This window comes from Cellulomonas fimi (assembly GCF_028527925.1).
GTDB lineage: Bacteria > Actinomycetota > Actinomycetes > Actinomycetales > Cellulomonadaceae > Cellulomonas > Cellulomonas fimi_C.
Genome location: NZ_JAPESW010000007.1, coordinates 27,898 through 51,175, shown reverse-complemented (window position 1 = coordinate 51,175; position 23,278 = coordinate 27,898). Strand labels below are relative to the sequence as shown.

General features: G+C 74.7%; 21 protein-coding genes. 2 read left to right on the top strand and 19 right to left on the bottom strand.

Annotation, left to right across the window (positions count from 1 at the left end):
• Positions 1 to 18 precede the first annotated feature (18 nt).
• The 3 genes from OMK64_RS05220 to OMK64_RS05210 all read right to left on the bottom strand — a co-directional run bounded on the left by OMK64_RS05220 (position 19) and on the right by OMK64_RS05210 (position 2,943).
• Positions 19 to 861 (bottom strand): endonuclease/exonuclease/phosphatase family protein, encoded by an 843-nt coding sequence (locus OMK64_RS05220; protein WP_272727022.1) that lies wholly within the window; start codon positions 859 to 861, stop codon positions 19 to 21.
• Between the two features lie 71 nt (positions 862 to 932).
• The gene (locus tag OMK64_RS05215; RefSeq protein WP_272727021.1) at positions 933 to 1,805 is read right to left on the bottom strand and encodes an aminoglycoside phosphotransferase family protein; all 873 of its coding nucleotides are present in this window, start codon (positions 1,803 to 1,805) and stop codon (positions 933 to 935) included.
• Between the two features lie 73 nt (positions 1,806 to 1,878).
• Positions 1,879 to 2,943, bottom strand: a complete 1,065-nt coding sequence (locus tag OMK64_RS05210; protein ID WP_272727020.1) for an ABC transporter permease — start codon at positions 2,941 to 2,943, stop codon at positions 1,879 to 1,881.
• A 95-nt stretch (positions 2,944 to 3,038) separates the two neighbouring features.
• Between OMK64_RS05210 and OMK64_RS05205 the strand changes: the two genes are divergently transcribed.
• Positions 3,039 to 3,632: a TetR/AcrR family transcriptional regulator gene (locus tag OMK64_RS05205; RefSeq protein WP_272727019.1), complete on the top strand. Its 594-nt coding sequence runs from the start codon at positions 3,039 to 3,041 to the stop codon at positions 3,630 to 3,632.
• Positions 3,633 to 3,650: 18 nt separating this feature from the next.
• On the opposite strand, the gene OMK64_RS05200 is transcribed toward OMK64_RS05205, so the two are convergent.
• From OMK64_RS05200 to OMK64_RS05155, 10 genes are all read right to left on the bottom strand, one after another.
• Positions 3,651 to 4,199: a GNAT family N-acetyltransferase gene (locus OMK64_RS05200; protein WP_272727018.1), complete on the bottom strand. Its 549-nt coding sequence runs from the start codon at positions 4,197 to 4,199 to the stop codon at positions 3,651 to 3,653.
• Between the two features lie 210 nt (positions 4,200 to 4,409).
• Complete coding sequence (gene gatB / locus OMK64_RS05195) at positions 4,410 to 5,906, bottom strand: Asp-tRNA(Asn)/Glu-tRNA(Gln) amidotransferase subunit GatB (RefSeq protein ID WP_272727017.1); 1,497 nt, start codon at positions 5,904 to 5,906, stop codon at positions 4,410 to 4,412.
• On the bottom strand, positions 5,903 to 7,411 hold the full coding sequence (gene gatA / locus OMK64_RS05190) for an Asp-tRNA(Asn)/Glu-tRNA(Gln) amidotransferase subunit GatA (protein ID WP_272727016.1): 1,509 nt from the start codon (positions 7,409 to 7,411) through the stop codon (positions 5,903 to 5,905). The genes gatB and gatA overlap by 4 nt, the downstream gene beginning before the upstream one ends.
• Positions 7,408 to 7,707, bottom strand: coding sequence for an Asp-tRNA(Asn)/Glu-tRNA(Gln) amidotransferase subunit GatC (gene gatC, locus OMK64_RS05185; protein WP_124343015.1), 300 nt, complete (start codon positions 7,705 to 7,707; stop codon positions 7,408 to 7,410). Before gatC ends, gatA begins: the two co-directional genes overlap by 4 nt.
• A 48-nt stretch (positions 7,708 to 7,755) precedes the next feature.
• Positions 7,756 to 8,178 (bottom strand): pilus assembly protein CpaE, encoded by a 423-nt coding sequence (locus tag OMK64_RS05180; RefSeq protein ID WP_272727015.1) that lies wholly within the window; start codon positions 8,176 to 8,178, stop codon positions 7,756 to 7,758.
• A 163-nt stretch (positions 8,179 to 8,341) separates the two neighbouring features.
• Complete coding sequence (locus tag OMK64_RS05175; protein WP_272727014.1) at positions 8,342 to 9,343, bottom strand: sugar phosphate isomerase/epimerase family protein; 1,002 nt, start codon at positions 9,341 to 9,343, stop codon at positions 8,342 to 8,344.
• Between the two features lie 2 nt (positions 9,344 to 9,345).
• Positions 9,346 to 10,527, bottom strand: a complete 1,182-nt coding sequence (locus tag OMK64_RS05170; RefSeq protein WP_272727095.1) for a Gfo/Idh/MocA family protein — start codon at positions 10,525 to 10,527, stop codon at positions 9,346 to 9,348.
• A gap of 104 nt (positions 10,528 to 10,631) precedes the next feature.
• A complete protein-coding gene (locus OMK64_RS05165; protein WP_272727013.1) occupies positions 10,632 to 11,681 on the bottom strand; it encodes a substrate-binding domain-containing protein in 1,050 nt (349 codons plus the stop codon).
• Between the two features lie 66 nt (positions 11,682 to 11,747).
• Complete coding sequence (locus tag OMK64_RS05160) at positions 11,748 to 12,821, bottom strand: ABC transporter permease (protein WP_272727012.1); 1,074 nt, start codon at positions 12,819 to 12,821, stop codon at positions 11,748 to 11,750.
• Positions 12,818 to 14,368, bottom strand: coding sequence for a sugar ABC transporter ATP-binding protein (locus OMK64_RS05155; RefSeq protein ID WP_272727011.1), 1,551 nt, complete (start codon positions 14,366 to 14,368; stop codon positions 12,818 to 12,820). The genes OMK64_RS05160 and OMK64_RS05155 overlap by 4 nt, the downstream gene beginning before the upstream one ends.
• Positions 14,369 to 14,475: 107 nt before the next feature.
• Between OMK64_RS05155 and OMK64_RS05150 the strand changes: the two genes are divergently transcribed.
• A complete protein-coding gene (locus tag OMK64_RS05150; protein ID WP_272727010.1) occupies positions 14,476 to 15,657 on the top strand; it encodes an ROK family transcriptional regulator in 1,182 nt (393 codons plus the stop codon).
• 40 nt (positions 15,658 to 15,697) lie between these two features.
• Here the strand turns inward: OMK64_RS05150 and OMK64_RS21020 are convergent, their stop codons facing one another.
• Genes OMK64_RS21020 through OMK64_RS05120 form a run of 6 tightly spaced genes read right to left on the bottom strand, consistent with a single transcriptional unit; the run spans position 15,698 to position 23,265 of the window.
• On the bottom strand, positions 15,698 to 16,981 hold the full coding sequence (locus OMK64_RS21020; RefSeq protein WP_272727009.1) for a GNAT family N-acetyltransferase: 1,284 nt from the start codon (positions 16,979 to 16,981) through the stop codon (positions 15,698 to 15,700).
• A complete protein-coding gene (gene ligA / locus OMK64_RS05140) occupies positions 16,978 to 19,431 on the bottom strand; it encodes an NAD-dependent DNA ligase LigA (protein WP_272727008.1) in 2,454 nt (817 codons plus the stop codon). The genes OMK64_RS21020 and ligA overlap by 4 nt, the downstream gene beginning before the upstream one ends.
• Before the next feature lie 45 nt (positions 19,432 to 19,476).
• Positions 19,477 to 19,902 (bottom strand): hypothetical protein, encoded by a 426-nt coding sequence (locus tag OMK64_RS05135; protein ID WP_272727007.1) that lies wholly within the window; start codon positions 19,900 to 19,902, stop codon positions 19,477 to 19,479.
• Complete coding sequence (locus tag OMK64_RS05130; RefSeq protein WP_272727006.1) at positions 19,899 to 20,927, bottom strand: uroporphyrinogen decarboxylase/cobalamine-independent methonine synthase family protein; 1,029 nt, start codon at positions 20,925 to 20,927, stop codon at positions 19,899 to 19,901. The genes OMK64_RS05135 and OMK64_RS05130 overlap by 4 nt, the downstream gene beginning before the upstream one ends.
• Entirely contained in the window at positions 20,924 to 22,063 is a 1,140-nt protein-coding gene (gene mnmA, locus OMK64_RS05125; RefSeq protein WP_272727005.1) for a tRNA 2-thiouridine(34) synthase MnmA, read from the bottom strand. Before mnmA ends, OMK64_RS05130 begins: the two co-directional genes overlap by 4 nt.
• On the bottom strand, positions 22,063 to 23,265 hold the full coding sequence (locus OMK64_RS05120; protein ID WP_272727004.1) for a cysteine desulfurase family protein: 1,203 nt from the start codon (positions 23,263 to 23,265) through the stop codon (positions 22,063 to 22,065). The genes mnmA and OMK64_RS05120 overlap by 1 nt, the downstream gene beginning before the upstream one ends.
• Between the last annotated feature and the right edge of the window lie 13 nt (positions 23,266 to 23,278).

Sequence of the window (23,278 nt, the reverse complement as noted above, 5' to 3'; positions counted from 1 at the left end):
GCTCGGCGACGGGTGGCGTCAGTACCGGAGGTCGGCCTGGACCGCCCGGTGGTCCGACGGGTACGTCCCCGCGACCGGGTCGGTGCCGAGCAGGCGCGCACGCACCGGGTGACCGGCACCCCCGCGTCGCCGGGTCGCGGAGAACACGTAGTCGATGCGGCGGTCCGGCCACAGGAGCGTGGCGGCGTGCGGGTTGGCGTTCGACCACGTCGCGCCCGACGGGTCCGGGCCGTCCCGCGCGCCTGCGACCTCCCACGCGTCGTAGAACGACAGACCCGGGACCGGCACGGCCGTGCGGCCGGTGAGCATGCGGATCTCGTCGCTGTCCGCGTCGCAGTTGAAGTCGCCGCACACGACCAGCGGGACGGACTCGTCCGCCGTCCGGGCCAGGTGCGTGAGCAGGTCGCGCACCGCCGCCTGCCGCGCTGCGCTCTCGTCGAGCCACCAGGCGTCCAGCACGACGCCGCAGACCTGGAGGGGGCCGCGCGGTCCGGACAGCTCGACCTCCTCGACGCGCGCCGCGCCGCAGGTGCGGCTCGCGCGCCGGGTCATCGGCCACCGCGAGAGGACCGCGACGCCGGACAGCGCCGCGTCGTCCTCCTGCGCGGGCACCCCGCTGAACGTGTGGTGCGGAAGCCCCAGCGGACCGGCCAGCCGCGCGCACTGGCTGTCGGTCGCCGTGGCCCACGACTCGGCGAGGACGACGACGTCGGGTCGCGCCCCCGCGAGCGTCGCGACCACTGCCGCCTCGCGCGCCTCCCAGTCGCCGTACCGGCCCCACACGTTCCACGTGACGACGCGCACGGTCGACTCGATGAGAGCGCCGTAGAAGTCCGGGGGTGCGTCGGACGTCGGCGACATGGCCCCATGCTGCCCGACCGACCCGGGGCCGGCCCGGTGACGTCGGAAGCCCGTCGCCCCGCCTCTCCGCCTCACGCCGTGAGGTCGGCGTCCTGGAGCACCGCGCGGATCGTCGCACGGGCGTGGTCGGCGAGCGGCACGTACCGCGTCCGGTAGTACGGGAGCTGCAGCAGCGCCTGCCGCAGCGCCCAGCCGCGTCCGCGGAGCCACGTCGCGTCGTCGTCGCCGAGCGCGGCCCGGAATGCCGCCCGGGACGGCGCGTCGAAGAAGTTCCACGCGGGTCCGAGGTCGCCGGCCGGGTCGCCGAGCCCGGCCCCGCCCCAGTCGAGCAGCCCGACCAGCCGCCCGTCCCGCACGACGAGGTTGCCGGGCGCCAGGTCGCCGTGCAGCCAGACGCCGCGCCCGTCCCACGGGTCGGCGGCGCACGACTCCTGCCATGCGTGCAGGACGAGGTCGACGGGGACCTCGTCGCGGACGGCCTCGGCGTCGGCGGCGACCTGGTCGGTGAGGTCGCCGAGCGGGTGCCCCCGACGCTCGTTGCGTCGCCCCGGCAGGTCGAGCGCCCGCAGGCGCCGGACGACGCGGGCCAGGTCGAGCGCGAGGTCAGGGGTGGGCTGCGACGGCGTCTCCCCGGCGACCCACCGGACCACCGACCACCGCCACGGGTAGCCGTGCCCCGGCCGACCGGCCGCGACGGGCACGGGTGCCTCGACCTCGGCGAGCGCGGCGAGCCGCTCGGTCGACGCGTGCTCGCGGTCGACGGACTCACGCGCCCACGCGATGCGCGGCATCCGGACCGCGAGCGTCTCCCCGAGCCGGAACAGCGCGTGGTCGGTGCCGCGGTGCGGGAGGGCGTGCACGGGCAGGTCGCGCCAGTGCGGGTGCTGGTCCGCGACGAGCGCACGGACCTGGTCGACGGTGATGGTCAGCTCGTCGTCGTGCACCGCCCGACGGTAGGACGGCGCACGACGACGAAGCAGCGGCTTTTCCCGGGGCAGGGGGCCCGCGGGGCCCTCGCTAGGCGGGCACGACCTGCGGGGCGCGGTCCCCGTCGACGGAGGCAGCGTCGGCCTCGGCCTCGGCCACGGCCGCTCGGGTCGCGGCGCCCGCGTCACGGAGGTGGCCGAGCAGCGCGAGGCTCAGTCCGAGCACCGCCCACGCGGTCAGCGTGAGCCACAGGGCAGACGTGTCCGCGGCCGGGAAGTAGGAGGTGTCGCGCAGCAGCGTCGCGCCGGCACCGGGCGGCAGCCACTGGCCGATCGCACCCCACGGCGCGGGGAGCATCTGCCACGGCATCGCCGCGGCCGCGATCGGGTTCGCGACGAGCAGGAACAGCACCGGTCCGATCGCGAGCCCGCGCCGGCCGACGAGCGACGTGAACCCGACGACGACGGACGCGATGGCGAGGATCGTGAGGGCGACGACGCCGCTGGTCACCCAGAACGAGCCGCCGAGCGCGTGCCACCAGGTCTGGAGGACCGCGGTGGTCGCGAGGCCACCGAGCGCGGCGTACCCGAGCACGGCCGCGACGCGGCGACGGGCGCCGACGACCGTGAGCGCGATCCCGATGCCGCCGATCATGCCGCCGAGCACGAGGGGGAACGTCGCGGCGCCGAGGACGATGCCGCGCGGGTCGCCCGCACCGAGGGGCACGACGTCGGTGACGCCGACGGTGACGGCCTCGCCGGTCGCGGCGGCGAGCTGCGCCTGGAGGGTGGGCGCGAGCGTCGCGAGCTGCTGGGCGACCATCGGGCTGGCGGCGGAGGCGGTGAGCACCTCGGGCTGCGCCCCGAGCACGACGGCGCCGTAGACCTCGCGGGTCTCGATCAGCTCGACGGCGGCGGCGCGGTCGGCGGCGGGGACGACGTCGAAGACGCCGGGCGCCTGGGCCTCGACCCCCTGCGCGAACGGCTCGGCCGCGGCCGGCGGGCCGGCGACCGCGACGGGGAGGTCGTGCGGCTCGGCGGTGACCGACGGCCAGAGGAAGGCGAGCGCGACGACGGTGAGGACGGCGGCGAGCGCGGCGCCGACGGCGGCGACGTGCCCCCACGGGGTGTGCGGGGTGGGGCCGGTGCGGGACATGGTGGGCTCCTCAAAAACGAATGTTCGTTCGTTGTTGAGCCTGGACCCCGTCCGTCCGCCTTGTCAAGAACGTTCGTTCGTTTTTATGCTCGGGCGTGCCCAAGGTGACCGAGGAGTACCGCGCCGCCCGCCGCGACGAGATCGCGGACGCCGCCCTGCGCGCATTCCGCCGCACCGGCTTCCAGGCGACGTCGATGGCCGACATCATCGCCGAGTCCGGCCTGTCCGCCGGCGCCATCTACGGCCACTACCCGAGCAAGAGCGCGCTCGTCGTCGGCGTCGCGTCGCGCATCGTCGGCGCGCGGCTCGGCGACATCGAGGCGCTCGCGAGCGCGACACCCATGACTCCCCCGCCCGGCGTCGTCCGCGTCCTCGTCGAGGCGATCCGGCGCGAGGTCGGCGACCCCGCCGTGCTCCTGCAGCTCTGGGGCGAGGCCGTCACCGACCCCGACATCGCGGACCTCGCCGTGGGCACCGTCGACCGGCTCGCCGCGGCGCTGCGCGGATACGTGTCGCTGTGGCACCAGCGGACGCACGGCGTCCCGCCCGACGAGGCCGACGCGCTCGGCACCGAGCAGGTCCCGCTGCTGCTCGCCGCCGTCCAGGGCTACGTCATCCAGTCGACCGTCGCGCGCGACTTCGACGGCGAGGCGTACCTCGCGGCCGTCGAGCGCTACCTGCCGCGCTGACCGCGCCCTGAAGCCGGGTCAGGGCGCGATCTGCGTCGCGCGGTACTCGTCCTCGAGGATCGACATGACGATCGCGTCGCACCAGCCGTCGCCGTCGCGGTACGCGTCACGACGCCGCCCCTCGACGCGGAAGCCGATGTTCTCGTACAGCGACTTCGCGCGGGCGTTGATGCTGAGGACGTCGAGCTCGACGCGGTGCAGCCCGAGCCCGTCGAACGCGAAGCCGAGGACCAGCTGGATGCCCTCGGTCCCGTAGCCCCGGCCCCGGTAGGCGGGCCGCATGGACAGCCGCAGGTTCGCGCTGCGGACGACGTCGTCGATGTCGTTGAGCACGATCTCGCCCAGGAACTCGTCGCTGCCGTTGGCGGTGACGGCGAAGTCGTAGCGCCCCTCGGCCGTCGCACGGCTCGCGGCCCACGCGTCGACCTGCTCGCGCGTGAACGTCGCGGTGGTGCCCGTCAGCCGGTTGCCCTCGGGGTCGGCCAGCATGTCCCACATCGCGTCGGAGTCGTCCGCGCGGATCGGCCGGAGCACGATCATCTCGCCCTGCAGCGTCGGCTTCTCCATCGCCCGGTCGTCTCCCGTCTGCGCCGGGCGTCCCGGCGCGTCTCTCGCATCGTAGGGAGGCCGTGTGACCCCCGTGTTGCAGCGCGCCGCCGCATGGTGCCGCACGACGTCGCCCCGCGCCGGTCGCACCGCCCCGCGGGGACGCGGCCCGCACGCGCCGCGGGGCCGGACCCGGTGTGCACCGGACCGGCCCCGCGGACGTCGTGGTGCTCAGCCCTGCACGCGCTCCAGCACGAGCTCGCGCACGCGCCCGGCGTCGGCCTGGCCGCGCGTGGCCTTCATGACGGCGCCGATGATCGCGCCGACCGGGCCGAGGTTGCCGGACCGGATCTTCTCGGCGATGTCGGGCTGGGCCGCGAGCGCGTCGTCGATCGCGGCGAGCAGCGGACCGTCGTCGGAGACGACCTCGAGCCCGCGCGCGACGACTACGGCCTCCGGCTCGCCCTCGCCGGCCAGGACGCCCTCGAGCACCTGGCGCGCGAGCTTGTCGTTGATCCGCCCGTCGTCGACGAGCTTCTGCAGCGCGCCGATCTGCGCGGGCGTGATCGGCAGCGCCTCGAGCTCGACCTCCTGCTGCTTGGCGGTGCGGGCGAGCTCGCCCATCCACCACTTCCGGGCGGCCGCGGGCGACGCACCCGCCGCGACGGTCGCCTCGATGAGCTCGACCGCGCCGGCGTTGACGACGTCGCGCATCTCGGCGTCGGCGTAGCCCCACTCCGTCTGCAGGCGACGGCGACGTGCCGCGGGCAGCTCGGGCAGAGAGGCGCGGATCTCCTCGACCCACGCGCGGTCCGGGGCGATCGGGACGAGGTCGGGCTCCGGGAAGTAGCGGTAGTCCTCGGCGTCCGACTTCACGCGGCCCGACGTCGTCGTGCCCGTGTCCTCGTGCCAGTGCCGCGTCTCCTGGACGATCGTGCCACCGTCGTTGAGCACGCCCGCCTGCCGGGAGATCTCGTAGCGCACCGCGCGCTCGATCGAGCGGAAGGAGTTGACGTTCTTCGTCTCGGTGCGGGTGCCGAGCGCCGACTCGGGCGTCGGCCGCAGCGACACGTTGACGTCCGCCCGCACGTTGCCGCGCTCCATACGGGCCTCGGACACGCCCAGCGCGCGGAACAGGTCACGCAGGGTCTGCACGTAGGCGCGCGCGACCTCGGGCGCCCGCTCCCCCGCACCCGTGATCGGCTTCGTCACGATCTCCACGAGGGGGATGCCCGCGCGGTTGTAGTCGACGAGCGAGTACTCGGCGCCGTGGATGCGGCCCGTCGAGCCGCCGACGTGGGTGTTCTTCCCCGCGTCCTCCTCCATGTGCGCGCGCTCGATCTCGACGCGGAAGGTCGACCCGTCCTCGAGCTCGACGTCGACGTACCCCTCGTACGCGATGGGCTCGTCGTACTGCGACGTCTGGAAGTTCTTGGGGACGTCCGGGTAGAAGTAGTTCTTCCGCGCGAACCGGCAGGACTCCGCGATCGAGCAGTTGAGCGCGAGGCCGATGCGGATCGCGTACTCGACCGCGGTGCCGTTGACCGCGGGGAGCGCACCGGGCAGGCCGAGCGACACGGGCGTGACCTCGGTGTTCGGCTCCGCGCCGAACGTCACCGCCGCGCCGTCGAACATCTTGGTGCGCGTCCCGAGCTCGACGTGCACCTCGATGCCGATGACCGGGTCGAACTGCGTGACGGCCTCGTCGTAGTCCACGAGCGTGGTCATCGGGTCTCCAGTTCCGGGGCCTGCGCCAGCAGCGGGCCGCCCCACTCCTTCTCCAGCAGCGTCTCGAGCGCGGCGCCGACCCGGTACAGGCGGTCGTCCGCCTTCGCGGGCGCGAGCACCTGGAAGCCCACGGGCAGGCCGTCGTCGAGGCCGTTCGGCAGCGAGAGGCCGGGGACGCCCGCGAGGTTCGCCGGGATCGTCGCGACGTCGTTGAGGTACATCGCGAGCGGGTCGTCGAGCTTCTCGCCGAGCTTGAACGCCGTCGTCGGCGCGGTCGGCGAGACCAGGACGTCCGCCTGCGCGAAGGCCGCGTCGAAGTCCCGCTGGATGAGCGTGCGGACCTTCTGCGCCGAGCCGTAGTACGCGTCGTAGTAGCCCGCCGACAGCGCGTACGTGCCGAGGATGATGCGGCGCTTGACCTCGTCGCCGAAGCCCTGGCCGCGCGTCGCCGCCATGACGCGCTCGGCCGTCGGGTTGTCCTCCGGCACGACGCGCAGACCGAAGCGCATGCCGTCGAACTTCGCCAGGTTGCTCGACGCCTCGCTCGGCATGATCAGGTAGTACGCGCCCAGGGCGTACTCGAAGTGCGGGCAGGAGACCTCGACGATCTCCGCACCCGCCGCGCGCAGCAGGTCGAGCGACTCGTGGAACCGCGCGAGCACGCCCGGCTGGTAGCCCTCGCCCTGCAGCTCGCGGATCACGCCGACGCGCACGCCCGTCAGGTCGCCGGTCGCGCCCTGGCGGGCGGCCTCGACGAGCGGCGGCAGCGGCTCCGCGATCGACGTCGAGTCGAGCGGGTCGTGCCCGCCGATGAGCTCGTGCAGCAGCGCCGAGTCGAGGACCGTGCGGGTCACCGGGCCGGCCTGGTCGAGCGACGACGCCATCGCGATGAGCCCGTAGCGCGACACCGACCCGTACGTCGGCTTCACGCCGACCGTGCCCGTCACGGCACCCGGCTGGCGGATCGAGCCGCCCGTGTCCGTGCCGATCGCGAGCGGCGCCTCGAACGCGGCGACCGCCGCCGCCGAACCGCCGCCCGAGCCGCCGGGGATGCGGTCGAGGTCCCACGGGTTGTGCGTGTTGCCGAACGCCGAGTGCTCGGTCGACGAGCCCATCGCGAACTCGTCCATGTTCGTCTTGCCGAGGATCGGCAGGCCCGCGGCCTTGATCCGCTCGACGAGCGTCGCGTCGTACGGCGGCACCCAGCCCTCGAGGATCCTCGAGCCGGCCGTCGTCGGCAGGCCCTTCGTCACCACGACGTCCTTGACCGCGATCGGCACGCCCGCGAGCGCGTGCAGCTCCTCGCCGGAAGATCGCCGCGCGTCCACGTCGGCGGCCGTCGCGAGCGCCTCGTCCGCGCTGACGTGCAGGAACGCGTGCACCGCGCCGTCGACGGCCGCGATGCGGTCGAGGTGCGCCTGCGTGGCCTCGACGCTCGACACGTCCCCGGCGGCGAGCCGGTCCGCGAGGTCCGCGGCGGACAGCCGCGTCAGGTCGGCGCTCACGCGTCCTCCCCCAGGATCTGGGGCACCAGGAACTTGCCGTCCTCGGACGCCGGCGCGGCGGCGAGCACCGCGTCGCGGTCCACCGGGGCGACCGGCACGTCGGGGCGGAACACGTTCGTCAGCGGCAGGGGGTGGCTGGTGGCCGGCACGTCGGGCGTGGCGATCTCGCTCACGCGGGCGACCGACTCGACGATCACGTCGAGCTCGCCGGCGAGGCGGTCGATCTCCGCCGGCGTCAGGTCGATCCGGGCCAGCCCCGCCACGCGCGCGACCTCGTCGCGAGAGAGGGTGGACATGCCCGAGAGTCTAGACGTTGAGGCATCCCGGCAGACGCGCGCGCAGCGCTACCCCACCCGCTCGACCGCCGCCGTCACGAGGGACAGCAGGGCGTCCGCGTAGGCCTCCTCGGCCGAGTCGGCGGTGAACACCTGCTCGGGGTGGCCCGGGCGCTCGACGAGCACCTGGTAGGTGCCGTCGGTCGACCGGGCGAGGCTGCGGAACGTGCCGCCGAGCAGCTCGCGCATCTGGTCCTCGCGCGGGAGCCACACGGCGTCCTCCTGCGCGACCGAGTCGAGCGCCCACTCCGTCGTCCCGTTGAAGCCCAGGATCGTGCCCGTCGGGTAGTGGTGCGCCTCGATCGTCATCTCGGAGATCGTGAACACCTCCCCCGCCATCTCGGGCTGGATCACGGCGAAGCGGTCGCCGGACGCGGGGTGCCAGCGCAGGCCGGCCCCCCGCAGGAGGAGCGCGAGGTCGACGGAGATCATGCGCCCAGTATCGTCCGCGCACCCGACGAGGGCACGCGGCCGAGGGCGCACGGCCGGACGCCGGCACCGGCGCGGGCGGCGTCCCGGCACAGGCTCGCCGGTCGGGTCGCCCCCTCCCCGGTGACGACCCGACCGGCCCCTCTCCCACTCCTCCGCGGTGAGGTCAGCGTGTGCTGAACGCCGCGTCGAACGCCGCCGCGGGTGGGTCGAACGCGTTGCGGCGGACGAACTCGAGCGCCTCGGGCGCACCGAGCAGCCGGTCCATGCCCGCGTCCTCCCACTCGACCGAGATCGGCCCGTCGTACCCGATGTGGTTGAGCGCCCGGAACGACGCCTCCCACGGCACGTCCCCGCGCCCGGTCGACACGAAGTCCCAGCCACGCCGCGGGTCGGCCCACGCGAGGTGCGACGACAGGCGGCCGTTGCGGCCGTTGCCGAGCCGGAGCTTCACGTCCTTGCAGTCGACGTGGTAGATCCGGTCGCGGAACTCGAGGATGAAGTCGACCGGGTCGAGCTGCTGCCAGACGAAGTGGCTCGGGTCCCAGTTGAGGCCGAACGCCTCGCGGTGGCCGATGGCCTCGAGGGTCCGCACGGTCGTCCAGTAGTCGTACGCGATCTCGCTGGGGTGCACCTCGTGCGCGAACCGCACGCCGACCTCGTCGAAGACGTCGAGGATCGGGTTCCAGCGGTCGGCGAAGTCCTGGTAGCCCGCGTCGACGGCCTCCTGCGAGACGGGCGGGAACATCGCGACGTACTTCCAGATGGACGACCCGGTGAACCCGACGACGGTGTCGACGCCGAGCTTCGCGGCGAACCGCGCGGTGTGCTGCATCTCCTCCGCCGCACGCTTCCGGACGCCCTCGGGGTCGCCGTCGCCCCACACGCGGTCGGACAGCATGTCGCGGTGCCGCTGGTCGATGGGGTCGTCGCAGACCGCCTGGCCCTTGAGGTGGTTGGAGATCGCCCAGACCTTGAGGCCGTGCCGGTCGAGGATCTCGCGGCGCGAGTCGACGTAGGCGTCGTCGTCCCACCGCCACGGGTCCAGGTGGTCGCCCCAGCAGGCGATCTCGAGACCGTCGTAGCCCCACCCGGCGGCGAGGCGCGCGACCTCCTCGAACGGCAGGTCGGCCCACTGGCCGGTGAACAGCGTGATGGGTCGGGTCATCGTCAGGCCTCCGTCTCTGCCGGCGCGGGGGCCGGTGCGGGGATGTCGGTCCAGGTGCTGCGGTCGGCGGCCGAGCGCTCGACGGCGTCGAGCACGCGCTGCACCTGCAGCCCGTCGGCGAACGACGGGCGGGGCTGGCGGTGCGCGGCGACGTCGTTCACCAGGTCGACGGCCTGGTGCGTGAACGCGTGCTCGTACCCGAGCCCGTGGCCCGCGGGCCACCACGCGCCGACGTAGGCGTGCTCGGGCTCGGTCACGACGATGCGCCGGAACCCGGCCTCCCACGCGTCCTGGCGCGCGTCGAAGTAGTGCAGGACGTTCATGTCCTCGAAGTCGAACGCGAGCGAGCCGGCCGAGCCGTTGACCTCGACACGGATCGCGTTCTTGCGGCCGTACGCGAACCGGGTCGCCTCGAACGTCGCGAGGCCGCCGCCGGACAGCCGCGCGAGGAAGACGGCGGCGTCGTCGACGGTGACCGGGCCGGTCGCGCCGCTCGCGTCACCGCTGCCCGACAGCCCGCTGAACTGGCCCGCGAGCGGGCGCTCCTTGACGAACGTCTCCAGCAGCGCGGACACCCCGGTGAGGTGCTCGCCCGTGATGAACTGCGCCAGGTCGACGACGTGCGCGCCGATGTCCCCGAGCGCCCCCGACCCGGCCTTCTGCTTGTCGAGGCGCCACGACAGCGGCGCCTGCGGGTCGGCGATCCAGTCCTGCAGGTACTGCGCGCGCACGTGCCGGACGGTCCCGATGCGCCCCTCGGCGACGAGCCGCTGCGCGAGCTGGATCGCCGGGACGCGCCGGTAGGTGAAGCCGACCATGGCGAGCGCGCCGGACGAGCGGGCCGCGTCGGCCGCGCGGACCATCGCCTCGGCCTCCGCGACGGTGTTCGCGAGCGGCTTCTCGCACAGCACGTGCTTGCCCGCCTCCAGGGCGGTCACCGCGATCTCGGCGTGCGTGTCGCCGGGCGTGCACACGTCGACGAGGTCGACGTCGTCCCGCGCGACGAGCGCCTTCCAGTCGGTCTCGGTGTCGCGCCAGCCCAGCCGGTCGGCCGCGGCGCGCACGGCGTCGGCGTTCCGGCCCGCCACGACGGCGAGGTCCGGGTGCATCGGGAGCTCGAAGAAGCGCGGGGCGTTGCGCCAGGCCTGCGAGTGCGCCACGCCCATGAAGGCGTACCCCACCATGCCGATGCCGAGCCGCGGGAGCGTGTCGGGTGCGGACACGGTTCCTCCTTGCGTCGAGGGTGCGCCGGGCGGGCGTGCGGATCGCCCGCCCGGCGCGGGGTCGGTCAGGACTCGAAGGCCGTCGGCAGGTACTGGTCGACGTTCTCCTTCGTCACGACCGGCGCGTACAGCTGGACGGTGCGCGGCACCTCGACCTCGACCAGGTCGCTCATCGCCTTCTGCTGCACGAGCAGACGCGCGAGCTTGATGCCGTCGGCGGCCTGCGTCGAGGGGTAGATGACCGTGGCCTTGAGCACCGAGTTGTCGGCCTTGATCGCGTCCATGACGTTCTTCGAGCCGGCGCCGCCGACCATGAAGAACTCGTCGCGGCCCGCGTTCTCGATCGCCGCCATGACGCCGACGCCCTGGTCGTCGTCGTGGTTCCAGATCGCGTCGAGCTCGGGCGCGGCCTGCAGCAGGTTCGCCGCGGCGGCCTCGCCGCCCTGGACGGTGAAGTCGGCGGCCACGCGGTTGCTCACCTCGAGCCCGCAGTCGGCGAGCGCGTCGGAGAAGCCGCGGCTGCGGTCCTGCGTGAGCGGCAGCGAGTCGATGCCGGCGATCTCCGCGACCTTGGCGCCGGCCGTGCCGCCGAGCTGCTCGCAGATGTAGTGGCCGGCCGAGACGCCCATGCCGTAGTTGTCGCCGAGCACGGTCGTGCGGGCGGCGTTCGGGTCGTCGAACTCGCGGTCGACGTTGACGACGACGATGCCGGCCTCCATGGCCTGCGTCGCGACCTCGGTGAGCGCGGCACCGTCGAACGGCAGCAGCACGATCGCGTCGACGCCGTCGTTGATGAACTGCTCGATCTGGCTGATCTGCAGGTTCACGTCGTTCGTGGCCTCGGCCTGGACGAGCTCGACGTCCTCGTACTTGCCGGCCTCCGCGACGGCGGCCTTGGTGATGGCCGCCATCCAGCCGTGGTCGGCGGCGGGCGCGGAGAAGCCGATGGTGACGGTGTCGCCCGGCTCGTCGTTCTCGGTGCCCGGGACGGCGGCGGCGCCTGTGCTGTCGCCGGACGTGTCCTGCGGGGTGTTGGACGTGCAGCCCACCACGAGGGCGAGGGCTGCGGCGGTGCCGGCGAGGGCGAGCCAGCGGCGGCGCAGGGGTGCGGACATGACGATCCTCCTTGATCGGGATGCTGCGGTGCTGTCAGGGGGTGCGAGGGACGGGGACAGCGGGGTCTACGTGACGGCGCGCGACCGCTCCGCGATGCGCTGCTGCAGCATGACGGCGGCGACGATGATCACGCCGATCGCGACCGCCTGCGCGGAGATGGACAGGTTGTTCTGCGTGAAGACGTTCCGCAGCGTCGTGAAGATGAGGACACCGAGGACGGTGCCGACGATCGTGCCGCGGCCGCCCGCGAGGAGCGTGCCGCCGACGACCACGGCGGCGATGGCGTCGAGCTCGTAGTAGAGGCCGTTGGTGGACGAGCCGGCCGTCGTGCGGCCGAGGAACATGACGCCGCCGATGCCGGCGGTGAGGCCCACCAGCGCGTACAGGTACATCGTGTGACGCTTGACGTTGATCCCGGCCAGGCGTGCGGCCTCCGGGTTGCCGCCGACCGCGACCGTCCGGCGGCCGAACGTGGTCCGGTTGAGCAGGACCCAGCCGACGACGGCGACGACCGCGAAGATCCAGACGAGCATCGGCACGCCGAGAGGCTGGAGGCGGAAGACGTCGGAGAAGGCGGGGACCCGGACGACCTGCGTCTGGCGGTTCGCGATCATCTCGGCGAGCCCGCGGGCGGCGACCATCATCGCGAGCGTCGCGATGAACGCGACCACCCTGCCGTACGCGATGAGCACCCCGTTGACGAGGCCGGCGCCCAGGCCGACGGCGAGCGCGGTGAACACCATGACGGACCAGTGGAAGTTCTGCGCCATCGTCTGCGTCGCGAGGGTCGACGCCCACACGGACGACAGCCCGATGACGGACCCGACGGACAGGTCGATGCCGCCGCCGGTGATGACGAAGGTCATGCCGATCGAGATCACGCCGAGCACCGCGGCGAGCCGCAGGATCGTCATGAGGTTGTCGATGCTCGCGAACCGCTCCCCCGCGGTGATGACGCCGACGAGGCACACCAGCACGAGCGCGATGACGAGGCCCAGGTTGCGGCCTGCCGCACCTCGGAGCGGGTTGCGGGCGCGGCGGTCGACGGCGGTCGCTCCGCCGGTCTTCTCGATGCGCGCGGACTCGTCCGCCGCGGGGACACGCGCGGAGGCCGAGGCGGAGGTTCCCTGCTCGCTCACGCGGCACTTCCTTCCATGACGAGGTCGAGCACGCGGTGCTCGTCGATCTCGGACGCGGGGCCGGTGTGCACGACCCTGCCTTCGGACAGCACGAGGACGCGGTCGGCCAGGCCGAGCACCTCCTCGATCTCGCTGGACACGACGACGACGGCGACGCCCTGGGCGGTCAGGTCGGCGACGATCCCGTAGATCTCGGCGCGTGCGCCGACGTCGACGCCGCGCGTGGGCTCGTCGAGCAGCAGCACCCGGCAGCCGTGCACGAGCCAGCGCGCGAGCAGCACCTTCTGCTGGTTGCCGCCGGACAGGGTGCGGGCGGTGCGCTCGGGGTCGGCCGGGCGCAGGTCGAGCGCCTCGATCTGCTCGCGCGCGGTGCGCTTCTCGGTGACCTCGTCGAGGAAGCTGGCACGGGCGGTCCGGGCGAACGTGGACAGCGTGATGTTGCGGTAGACGGGCTCGTCGAGCAGCAGACCCTGGCTCTTGCGCTCCTCGGGGCACAGGCCGATGCCGGCGCGGACCGCGGCGCCGACCGTCCCGGGGCGGACCCGCTTCCCGTCGACGGTGACGGTGCCGGCGGTGGGGCGGCGGGCGCCGAAGACGGTCTCGAGCACCTCCGACCGGCCCGACCCGACGAGCCCCGCGAGCCCGACCACCTCGCCCGCGCGGACGTCGAACGAGACGTCCTGGAACTCGCCGCGCACGGTGAGCCCGTCGACGGACAGCACGACGGGCGCGTCGGCGGCGACCGCCGGGCGGCGCGGGATCGCGTACTCGACCGTGCGGCCGGTCATGAGGCGGATGAGCTCGTCGGTCGGCGTGCTCGCGACGGGCAGCCCCGTCGCGACCGTGCGGCCGTCCTTGAGCACCGTGATGCGGTCGCCGATCTGCCGGATCTCCTCGAGCCGGTGCGAGATGTACACGACGGCGACGCCCTGCGCGGTGAGCTCGCGCACGACGCGGAAGAGGTTGGCGACCTCCTCGCTGTCGAGCACCGCGGACGGCTCGTCCATGACGATGACGCGCGCGTCGTGCGAGAGCGCGCGCGCCATGCTGACGATCTGCTTGCCCGCGGCCGGCAGCGACCCGACCTCGCGGTGCGGGGACACGTCGCCGTGGCCCAGGCGGCGCAGGACCTCACGCGTCCGCTGCGTGGCGGCCCGGCGCTGCGTGAAGCCGCCGCTCGCGAGCTCGTGCCCCAGGTACACGTTCTCCGCGACCGAGAGGCCGTCGACGACGTCGAGCTCCTGGTACATCGTCGCGACGCCGAGGCGCAGGCCCGCGACGGGGTTGGCGATGGTGACGGGCGCGCCGTCGACGAGGATCTCCCCGTCGTCGGGCTGGTGCGCGCCCGCGAGCACCTTGATGAGCGTGGACTTCCCGGCGCCGTTCTGGCCGAGGAGGCAGTGGACCTCGCCCGCGCGGACGTCGAGGTCCACGCCGTCGAGGGCGCGGGCACCGGGGAACTGCTTGACGATGCCGCGCATCTGGAGGATCGGACGGTCGGGCGAGGTGGCGCCCGGTCGGTCGGTCTGTCGGTCGTCGGTGACCATGCGGCGAACCTAGGGGCACTTTTGACGATGGTCAAGCAAAAGTTGCCTGCGGCGTGGCACAGTTATGCGAACGTGATCGACGAAAGACGGGATGGTTCACTGTGCGCATGGACGAGCTGACCCGGACCGCACCACGTCCGACCGGGGTCGGCGAGATGTTCCAGCTCCTCCGCGACGGGCAGCCCCGCACCCGCTCCGACCTGGCCACCCTCACCGGTCAGGCCCGCTCGACCATCGCCGCGCGCGTCGACGCGCTCCTCGGCTCCGGCCTCGTGTCCCCCGCGGGCGAGGCCACCTCGACCGGAGGCCGGCCCCCCGCCACGTTCGCGTTCAACCCCGCGGCGCGCGTCGTCCTCGCCGTCGACCTCGGCGCCACGCACGCCCGCCTCGCGGTCACGGACCTCGCGGGCACCGTCCTCGCCGAGCACGGGGAGGCCATCGCCATCGCCGACGGCCCGACGCCCGTGCTGGACCGCGTCGCCGAGCTCGGCCGGCAGCTGCTCGCGAGCGCCCGACGCGACCCGCACGACCTCGTCAGCGTCGGCGTCGGCCTGCCCGGCCCGGTCGAGCACTCCACGGGCCGCCCGATCAACCCGCCGATCATGCCCGGCTGGGACGACGCCGACGTCCCCGGCCACCTCACGCGCCTGCTCGGCGTGCCCGTCCTCGTCGACAACGACGTCAACATCATGGCGCTCGGCGAGCACGCCACGGCGTGGCGCACGGTCGACCACCTGCTGTTCGTCAAGGTCGCGACCGGCATCGGCGCCGGGATCATCTCCGACGGCGAGATCCGCCGAGGTGCGCAGGGCGCCGCGGGCGACCTCGGCCACATCGCGGTCCCCGGCGGGCTGGACCTGCCCTGCCGGTGCGGCAACACCGGCTGCCTCGAGGCCGTCGCCGCCGGGCCCGCGATCGCGACGGCGCTGCGCGAGCAGGGGCTCGCCGCCGGCAGCAGCGCCGACGTCGTCGCACTCGTCCGCGCCGGGGACGTCGCCGCCGGGCGCGAGGTGCGCGAGGCGGGCCGGCACATCGGCGAGGTGCTCGCCGCGTGCGTGAGCCTGCTCAACCCGTCGATGATCGTCGTCGGCGGCATCGTCGCCGAGGCCGGTGAGCACCTGCTCGCGGGGATCCGCGAGATCGTCTACCGCCGGTCCCTCCCGCTCGCCACGCAGCACCTGCGGATCGTCACGACCCGCACCGGCGTGCGCGCGGGCGTGCTCGGCGCGGCCGCGATGGCCGCCGAGCACGTCCTGTCACCGACGGCGATCGACGCGCTCGTCGGCTGACGCGCGCTCGCGACCCCGTGCCGCGTGGTGTTCGTGAGGCTCAGGAGGTCGCGAACGCCCGCTCGAGGTACAGGTAGCGGTCCGCGGGTGCGAACCCGAGGCCCGTGTACAGCCGCGCGGCCGCCGTGTTGTGCGGCTCCACCTGCAGGAACGCGCGACGAGCGCCACGCGTCCGGGCGGCGTCCAGCGCCCGCAGCGTGAGCGTCCGTGCGAGCCCGCGCCGCCGCGCCTCGGGCACCACGACGAGGCATGACAGGCCCACCCAGTCCTCCGCGAACGCCGCCCGGATCACGCCCAGCGGACGACCCCCGTCGAGCGCGGTCAGGTAGACCCCGGGCGAGCCGTCGAGGATCGCGCGCGCGGTCCCCACGTCGGCGCCCGCGCTCTTCACGCCGAGCCACGCGGCGAGCCACGCGTCGTCCGGGTGCGCCGCGACCCGCACGTCGACACCGCCGCTCGTGTGCTCCGACGGGCCGCCGACGTCACGGACCAGCACGTCGGCACCCGAGACCGCCACGTACCCGCGCGCGAGCAGCGCGTCGTGCAGCGCCGGGCCGCCCGTCGTCGGGCCGACCCGGAACGTCGACGGCAGCCCCGCCGCGCGGTACACCCCCTCGACCTCGTCGACCGCCGCGCCGAGGTCGGCGGCCCGCGTCAGCGGCAGCGCGCTGTTCGCGCGGCGGGTCAGCCCGCCCGACTCACCCACGCGCCACCCGTCCGACGTCACGGTCGTGCGCAGCGGCGGCCACGTCGCGGCCTCGATCACCGCACCCGGTGCGTCCGGCGGAGTCCACGTGCGCACCCGCACGCACAGGCCGTGATGGTCCCAGTCGCGCGGCTCGTCGTGCACGAACCCGAGCCGGTCGTAGAGCCGCTGCGCGGCGCGCATCGCGTCGCTCGTCGACAGCACGACCCGGCGCGCACCCTCGGCGACGGCGTGCCGCAGCGCGTGCGTCATGAGCGCCTCCGCGACGCCGCGTCCGCGCGCCTCGGGCGCGACCGCGAGCATCCGGATCTCGAGCTCGCCGGGCTCGGCGACCTCGGCGTACGACGTGCCGTAGGGCGCGAGCGTCACGGTCCCCACGACGACGTCGCCGGAGCTCGCGGGGGCGTCCTCGCCGCGGGGTGCGCGTGGCACCGCCGCGACCAGCAGGATCGCCTCGCGCGCCCGGCGACGCGCGTCGCGCAGCTCGGCCGTGTAGTCGTCCTCGTCGCGCAGCAGCCCGTCGGCCACGTACGCCTCGGCCGTCAGCGCGCCGGCGTCGTCGACGTCCTCGGGTGTCGCGCGCCGGACGACGGGCCCGGTGTCGACGGCGACCTTCACGCGTCACCCCCGCGCGCACCGTCGTCCGCCACGGCGTCGCCCGTGTCCGCGCCGTCGCGCGCCGCCGCGTCGCCGTCGTCCCCGGCGGGCGCGGGGACCGCGTCGGGACCGCCGGCCAGCAGCGCCTCGAAGCCGGCCTCGTCGAGGATCCGCAGCCCGAGCTCGCGCGCCTTGGTCTCCTTGCTGCCCGCGTTCTCCCCGACGACGACGAAGTCGGTCTTCTTCGAGACGCTGCCCGACGCCTTCCCGCCGCGGGACAGGATCGCCTCCTTCGCCTCGTCGCGGCTGAACCGCTCGAGCCCGCCGGTGACGACGACCGTCAGGCCCCGCACGGTCCCGCTCTCGTCGGTGACCTCGAGCGTGCGCGTCACGCCCTCGGCCGCCGCGTCCTCCATGCGCACGCCCGCGTCGCGCCACGCGTCGACGATCGCGGCGTGCCAGGGCTCCGCGAACCAGTCGACGAGCGACTGCACGATCGTCGGTCCGACGCCCTCGACGCCCGACAGCCGCTCGGCCGCGACGGCGGGGTCGCCCTCGACGACCGCCCGCAGCTGCTTCATCGAGCGGAACTCCTGGGCGAGCGCCCGCGCAGCCGTCGGCCCGACGTTGCGGATGCTCAGCGCGACGAGCACGCGCCAGAGCTCCTTCTCCTTCGCGAGGTCGAGCTCGTCGAGCAGCGTGCGCGCGGCGGCGGACGGCTCCCACGCGTCGAGCGTCCGGCCCTCAGCCTCGGCCCGTGCCCGCTCCGCCTTGGTCCAGGTGAGCTGCCGGCGGAACGGCGCGCGGCGACGCACGTTGCCATCCTCGTCCTCGCGCGGCAGGCCCGTCTCGGGATCACGCACGACGACCTCGATCTGCGCCAGCTTCTCCAGGCTGGCCGTCCGGATCTCCTCTCGCACATCCGCCGGCGCATCGCGCTTCCACCCGACCAGCCCAAACAGGTCGGCCTCGGTGCGCAGCGGCGGCACCTCGGGCACGACGGGCTGCGTGAGCGCGGCGGCCGTGACCTCGCCGAGCGCCTCGATGTCGAACGCGCCGCGCGAGCCGATGTGCTCGACACGGCCCAGCACCTGCGCCGGGCACGACTCCGCGTTCGGGCAGCGCAGGTCGACGTCGCCCTCACGCATCGGGCGCAGCGGCGTGCCGCACACCGGGCAGTCCGTGGGCATCTGCCACTCGATGCGCTCGACGGTGTCGTCGGGAGCCGCGGGCGCCGGGCCGACGATCTCGGGGATGACGTCGCCCGCCTTGCGCAGCACGACCATGTCACCGACCTTGACGCCCTTGGCCTTGACGACGTCCTGGTTGTGCAGCGTCGCCTGCCGCACGGTGCTGCCCGACACGAACACCGGCTCCATGACGGCGAACGGCGTCGCGCGCCCCGTCCGGCCGATGCCGACCTCGATCGCGAGCAGCCGCGTCACGACCTCCTCGGGCGGGTACTTGTAGGCGATCGCCCAGCGCGGCGCGCGGCTCGTCGAGCCCAGGCGGCGCTGCAGGTCGATCTCGTCGACCTTGACGACGATGCCGTCGATCTCGTGCTCGACGTCGTGCCGGTGCTCGCCGTAGTACGCGATCATCTCCCGCACACCGTCGAGGTCGTCGACCACGCGCGTGTGGGACGACGTCGGGACCCCCCACGACGCCAGCAGGTCGTACACCTGCGACTGCCGCGTGATCCCGGGACCACCACCGGACCCCCACCGCAGCGCGCCGATGCCGTGCGCGTACATCCCGAGCGGGCGCGTCGCCGTCACGCGCGGGTCCTTCTGCCGCAGCGAGCCCGCCGCGGCGTTGCGCGGGTTGGCGAACGGCGGCTTGCCCGCGGCGACCTGCGCCTCGTTGAGCCGCTCGAACGCCTCGACCGGCAGGAACACCTCGCCGCGGATCTCGATGAGGTCGGGGTGCGTCGACGGGTCGCCCGCGAGCACGTCGGGGATCGAGGAGATCGTCCGGACGTTGAGCGTCACGACCTCGCCCGTCCGACCGTCGCCGCGCGTCGCGGCCCGCACCAGTCGGCCCTTCTCGTACAGCAGCGCGATCGCGAGGCCGTCGATCTTGAGCTCGCACAGGTAGTGCGGGGTCGCGCCGCCCAGGTCGCGCAGCGCGCGGTCCGCCCACGCGGCGACGTCCTCGTCGGAGAACGCGTTGTCGAGCGACAGCATGCGCTCGACGTGGTCGACCGTCGCGAAGTCCGTCGAGAACGTGCCGCCCACGCGCTGCGTCGGCGAGTCCGGCGTCAGCAGCCCCGGGTACTGCTCCTCGAGCGACTGGAGCTCACGCATGCGGGCGTCGTAGTCGGCGTCCGACGACGGCGGTGCGTCGAGCACGTAGTAGGCGAACTGGTCGGCGTCGATGCGCTCCGCGAGCTCGGTCCACCGGTGCCGGGCATCGGCGGGGATCTCCTGGTCGGGCGCGGTCGCGAGGGCGTCGTCGGCGGCGTCGGTCACCCGCACATCATCGCGCCGACCGCCGACACGCGCCGCCAGGACCCGTCAGCGCGCGTCGCGCACCCGCGGCACGACGAGCAGCGCCACCGCGCCGATCACGCCCCCGACGGCCAGCACCGTCGCGGTCACCGCGAGCGCCGTGGGCGCCGCCGTGACGACGACCTCCTGCCGCTCGCCGTCGACCTCCCACGAGCAGACCGCCTGCGGGGGCATCGCCCCGTACGACACCTCGGCGCCGGCGTCGTCCGCCGCGTACGCCTCGAGGCACGGCTCGCCGCCCGCGGCCGACGCCTCCAGGGTCCGCGCCCCGACGGACGACCAGAGCACCACGAGCACGACGATGCCCACGATCGCGGCGCCGGTCGCGACCAGCACCCCGAGGGCCTGGCGGCGTGAGTGCAGCAGCGGCCGCCGCGGGGTGGGGCCCGTGCTCAGCGGCTCGTTCGTCGGTCCGGTCATCGCCTCGCTCATGCCTCCGCTCGTTCCGCCACGATCCGGCCGGCCCGCACGAGCCCGGCCAGGGCCGCGCGCGCGTCGTCGGGCGACGACCGCCCGGGCGCCTCGCCGGCCAGCAGCACCACGTCCGTGAGCCCCGCCTGCGGCAGCCCGACGGACCGCCACGGCCGCGTGAGCACGTCCGCCTGCCCGACGACGTCGGGTCCTGCGCACTGCGACGACGCCTGCGGAGGGAGCTCGGCCCACAGCCGCAGCCCGCCCTCCACGGCCTCCGCGACCCGCTCCCAGCCCTGCTCGCCGATCCCGCCGACCGCGAGCGCGAGCCCGTCGACCCCCGCCGCACGGATCGCGGGCACCGCCGCCCAGGCCGTCCCGCCGTGCACCGCCACGGCGGAGGCCCCGGCGGCCCGCACGCCGGCCGCGACGGTCCCGACCCGCTCGGCCGCGACGGGCCCGCGCACCGCGCGCAGCGCCGCGTACCCGGAGAACGTCGGCAGGACGCCCGCGACGACCTGCGCGAGCAGCGGCTCGTGCAGCAGCACGGTGACCTCGGCACCGGGCACGACGCGCCGGACGGCGGCGACGTGCTGGCCCGCACCGAGCGCGAGCGACTCCGCGAGCTCGCGGACCGCGCCGGCGTCGGACAGCACACGGTCGCCGCGCGCGAGGTAGAGGCTCGCGGCGAGCGTCAGCGGGCCGGCGACGGGCACCACGAGCGGTCCGGTGTACCCGTGCGCGGCGACCGCGAGCGCGTCGAGGTCCTCGCGGACGAACGCGCGCGCCCGGGCGAGGTCGCCTCCGGGCCGGTCGGCGAGCTTCCACCCGTGCGGCCCGAGCTCGGTGGGCAGCTCCTCGAGCACCGCCGCCGCGTGACCGGCCCGGTCGCCCCACGGCCCGCGTGCGGGCAGCAGCACCGTGAACGGCAGGCCCTGCACCTCGGACGGGGCCTCGACGAGGTCGCCGACGACCGTCGACTGCGCCTCGAGGGCGTCCGTGCCCGGCCAGGGCCCCGTGCCGCTGACCCCGGGACGGCCGCTCACCGGCGCACGCCCGCGGCGACCGTGCCGAGCGCTGGGCCCGCCGACGCCGGCCGGCGCGTGCCCGTCACGGTCGCCTGCCCCAGCACGCGCGTGCCGTCGTACACGACGAGCGACTGCCCCGGTGCCACGCCGCGCAGGCCCGCGCTCGCGTCCACGTCGACGCGCAGCGTGCCCTCCGGTGTCGCCGTCCCGACCGCAGGCACCGGCACCCCGTGCGCACGCACCTGCACCTCGCACGCGAACGGCGCACGTCCGGGCGCGTCGAACCACACCGCACGGTCGGCGTCCACCGTCCCGACGGCCAGCTCCTCGGCCGAGCCCACGACGACCCGGTTCCGCACCGGCTCGACGGACAGCACGTACCGCGGCTTCCCGTCGGGCGCCGGCCGTCCCAGCGCGAGCCCCTTGCGCTGCCCGACGGTGTACGCGTACGCGCCGTCGTGCCGCCCGACGACCGCGCCGGACGTGTCGACGATCTCGCCCTCACGGGACCCGAGCCGGTCGCGCAGGAAGCCCTGGGTGTCGCCGTCGGCGACGAAGCAGATGTCGTAGGAGTCCGGCTTGGCCGACACCGACAGCCCCCGCGCGGCGGCCTCGGCGCGCGTCGCCTCCTTGGACGCGACGTCGCCGAGCGGGAACAGCGACCGCGCGAGCCGCTCGGGCCCCATCACGGCGAGCACGTACGACTGGTCCTTCGCGGCGTCGCGCGCGCGGTGCAGCTCGCGCGTGCCGTCGTCGCCGACCTCGATGCGCGCGTAGTGCCCGGTGCAGACGGCGTCGAAGCCGAGCGCGAGGGCCTTGTCGAGCAGCGCCGCGAACTTGATGTGCTCGTTGCACCGGACGCACGGGTTGGGGGTGCGGCCTGCCTCGTACTCGCTGAGGAAGTCGGCGACGACGGTGTCCTCGAACCGCTCGGACAGGTCCCACACGTAGTACGGGATGCCGAGGACGTCCGCGGCCCGGCGCGCGTCGCCCGCGTCCTCGATCGAGCAGCACCCGCGCGAGCCGGTGCGGAACTGGTCGCGCGTGCGGGACAGCGCCATGTGCACGCCGACGACGTCGTGCCCGGCGTCGACCGCGCGCGCGGCCGCGACCGCGGAGTCGACGCCGCCGGACAGGGCGGCCAGCACGCGCATCAGGCCATCACCGCCGGGGTGCTCCCCCGACCGGCGAGCCCCGCGGCCCGCGCGCGCTCGACGACCGCCGGGAGGGCCGCGTGCAGCGCCGCGACGTCCGCGTCGGTCGACGTGTGCCCGAGCGAGAACCGCAGCGCGCCGCGCGCGTCGTCCTCGTCGACCCCCATCGCGAGCAGCACGTGGCTCGGCCGCGGCACGCCCGCCTGGCACGCCGACCCGGTGGACGCCTCGACCCCCGCGGAGTCGAGCAGGTACAGCAGCGAGTCGCCCTCGCAGCCGGGGAACGTGAAGTGCGCGTTCGCGGGCAGGCGCCGGCCGGTGTCGGCCGGACCGCGCAGGACCGCGTCCGGCACGGCGGCCCGCACGCCCGCGACGAGCCGGTCGCGCAGCGCGCCCACGCGTGCCGCGTACGCCGGTCGCTCGCGCACGGCCTCGTCGAGCGCCGCCGCGAACGACGCGATCAGCGGTGCCGCGAGCGTGCCCGACCGGACGCCGCGCTCCTGCCCGCCGCCGTGCAGCACGGGCGTGAGGTCGAGCCCGCGCCGCGCGAGCAGCGCCCCGACCCCGCCGGGCCCGCCGAGCTTGTGCCCCGAGACGGTCATCGCGTCGAGGCCCGACGCCGCGAAGTCGACCGGCACCTGCCCGACGGCCTGCACCGCGTCGGCGTGCACCGGGACCCCGTGGCGCCGCGCGAGCGCGACGACGTCGTCGAGCGGCTGCAGCGCGCCGACCTCGTTGTTCGCCCACATGACCGAGAGCAGCGCCGCCTGCGCGCCGTTCTGGTCGAGCTCGTCGCGCAGCGCGTCGACGTCCACCACGCCGTCGGCGTCGACCGGGAGCAGGACGAGCTCGGCGCCCGCGTGCTCCGCCATCCAGAACGCCGGGTCCAGCACCGCGTGGTGCTCGACCGCCGACACGAGGATCCGCCGCCGCGCCGGGTCCTGCGTGCGCCGCGCCCAGAAGAGCCCCTTGACCGCGAGGTTGTCCGCCTCGGTCCCGCCCGACGTCCAGACGACCTCGCTCGGGCGCGCCCCGAGCGCCGCCGCCGCCGTCTCCCGGGCCTCCTCGACGACGCGTCGCGCCGCCCGCCCGGACCCGTGCAGCGACGACGGGTTGCCCGGGCGCGCGAGCTGCTCGGTGAGCACGCGCGCGGCCTCCGGGAGCATCGGCGTGGTCGCCGCGTGGTCGAGGTACGCAGTCATCCGCACCAGTCTA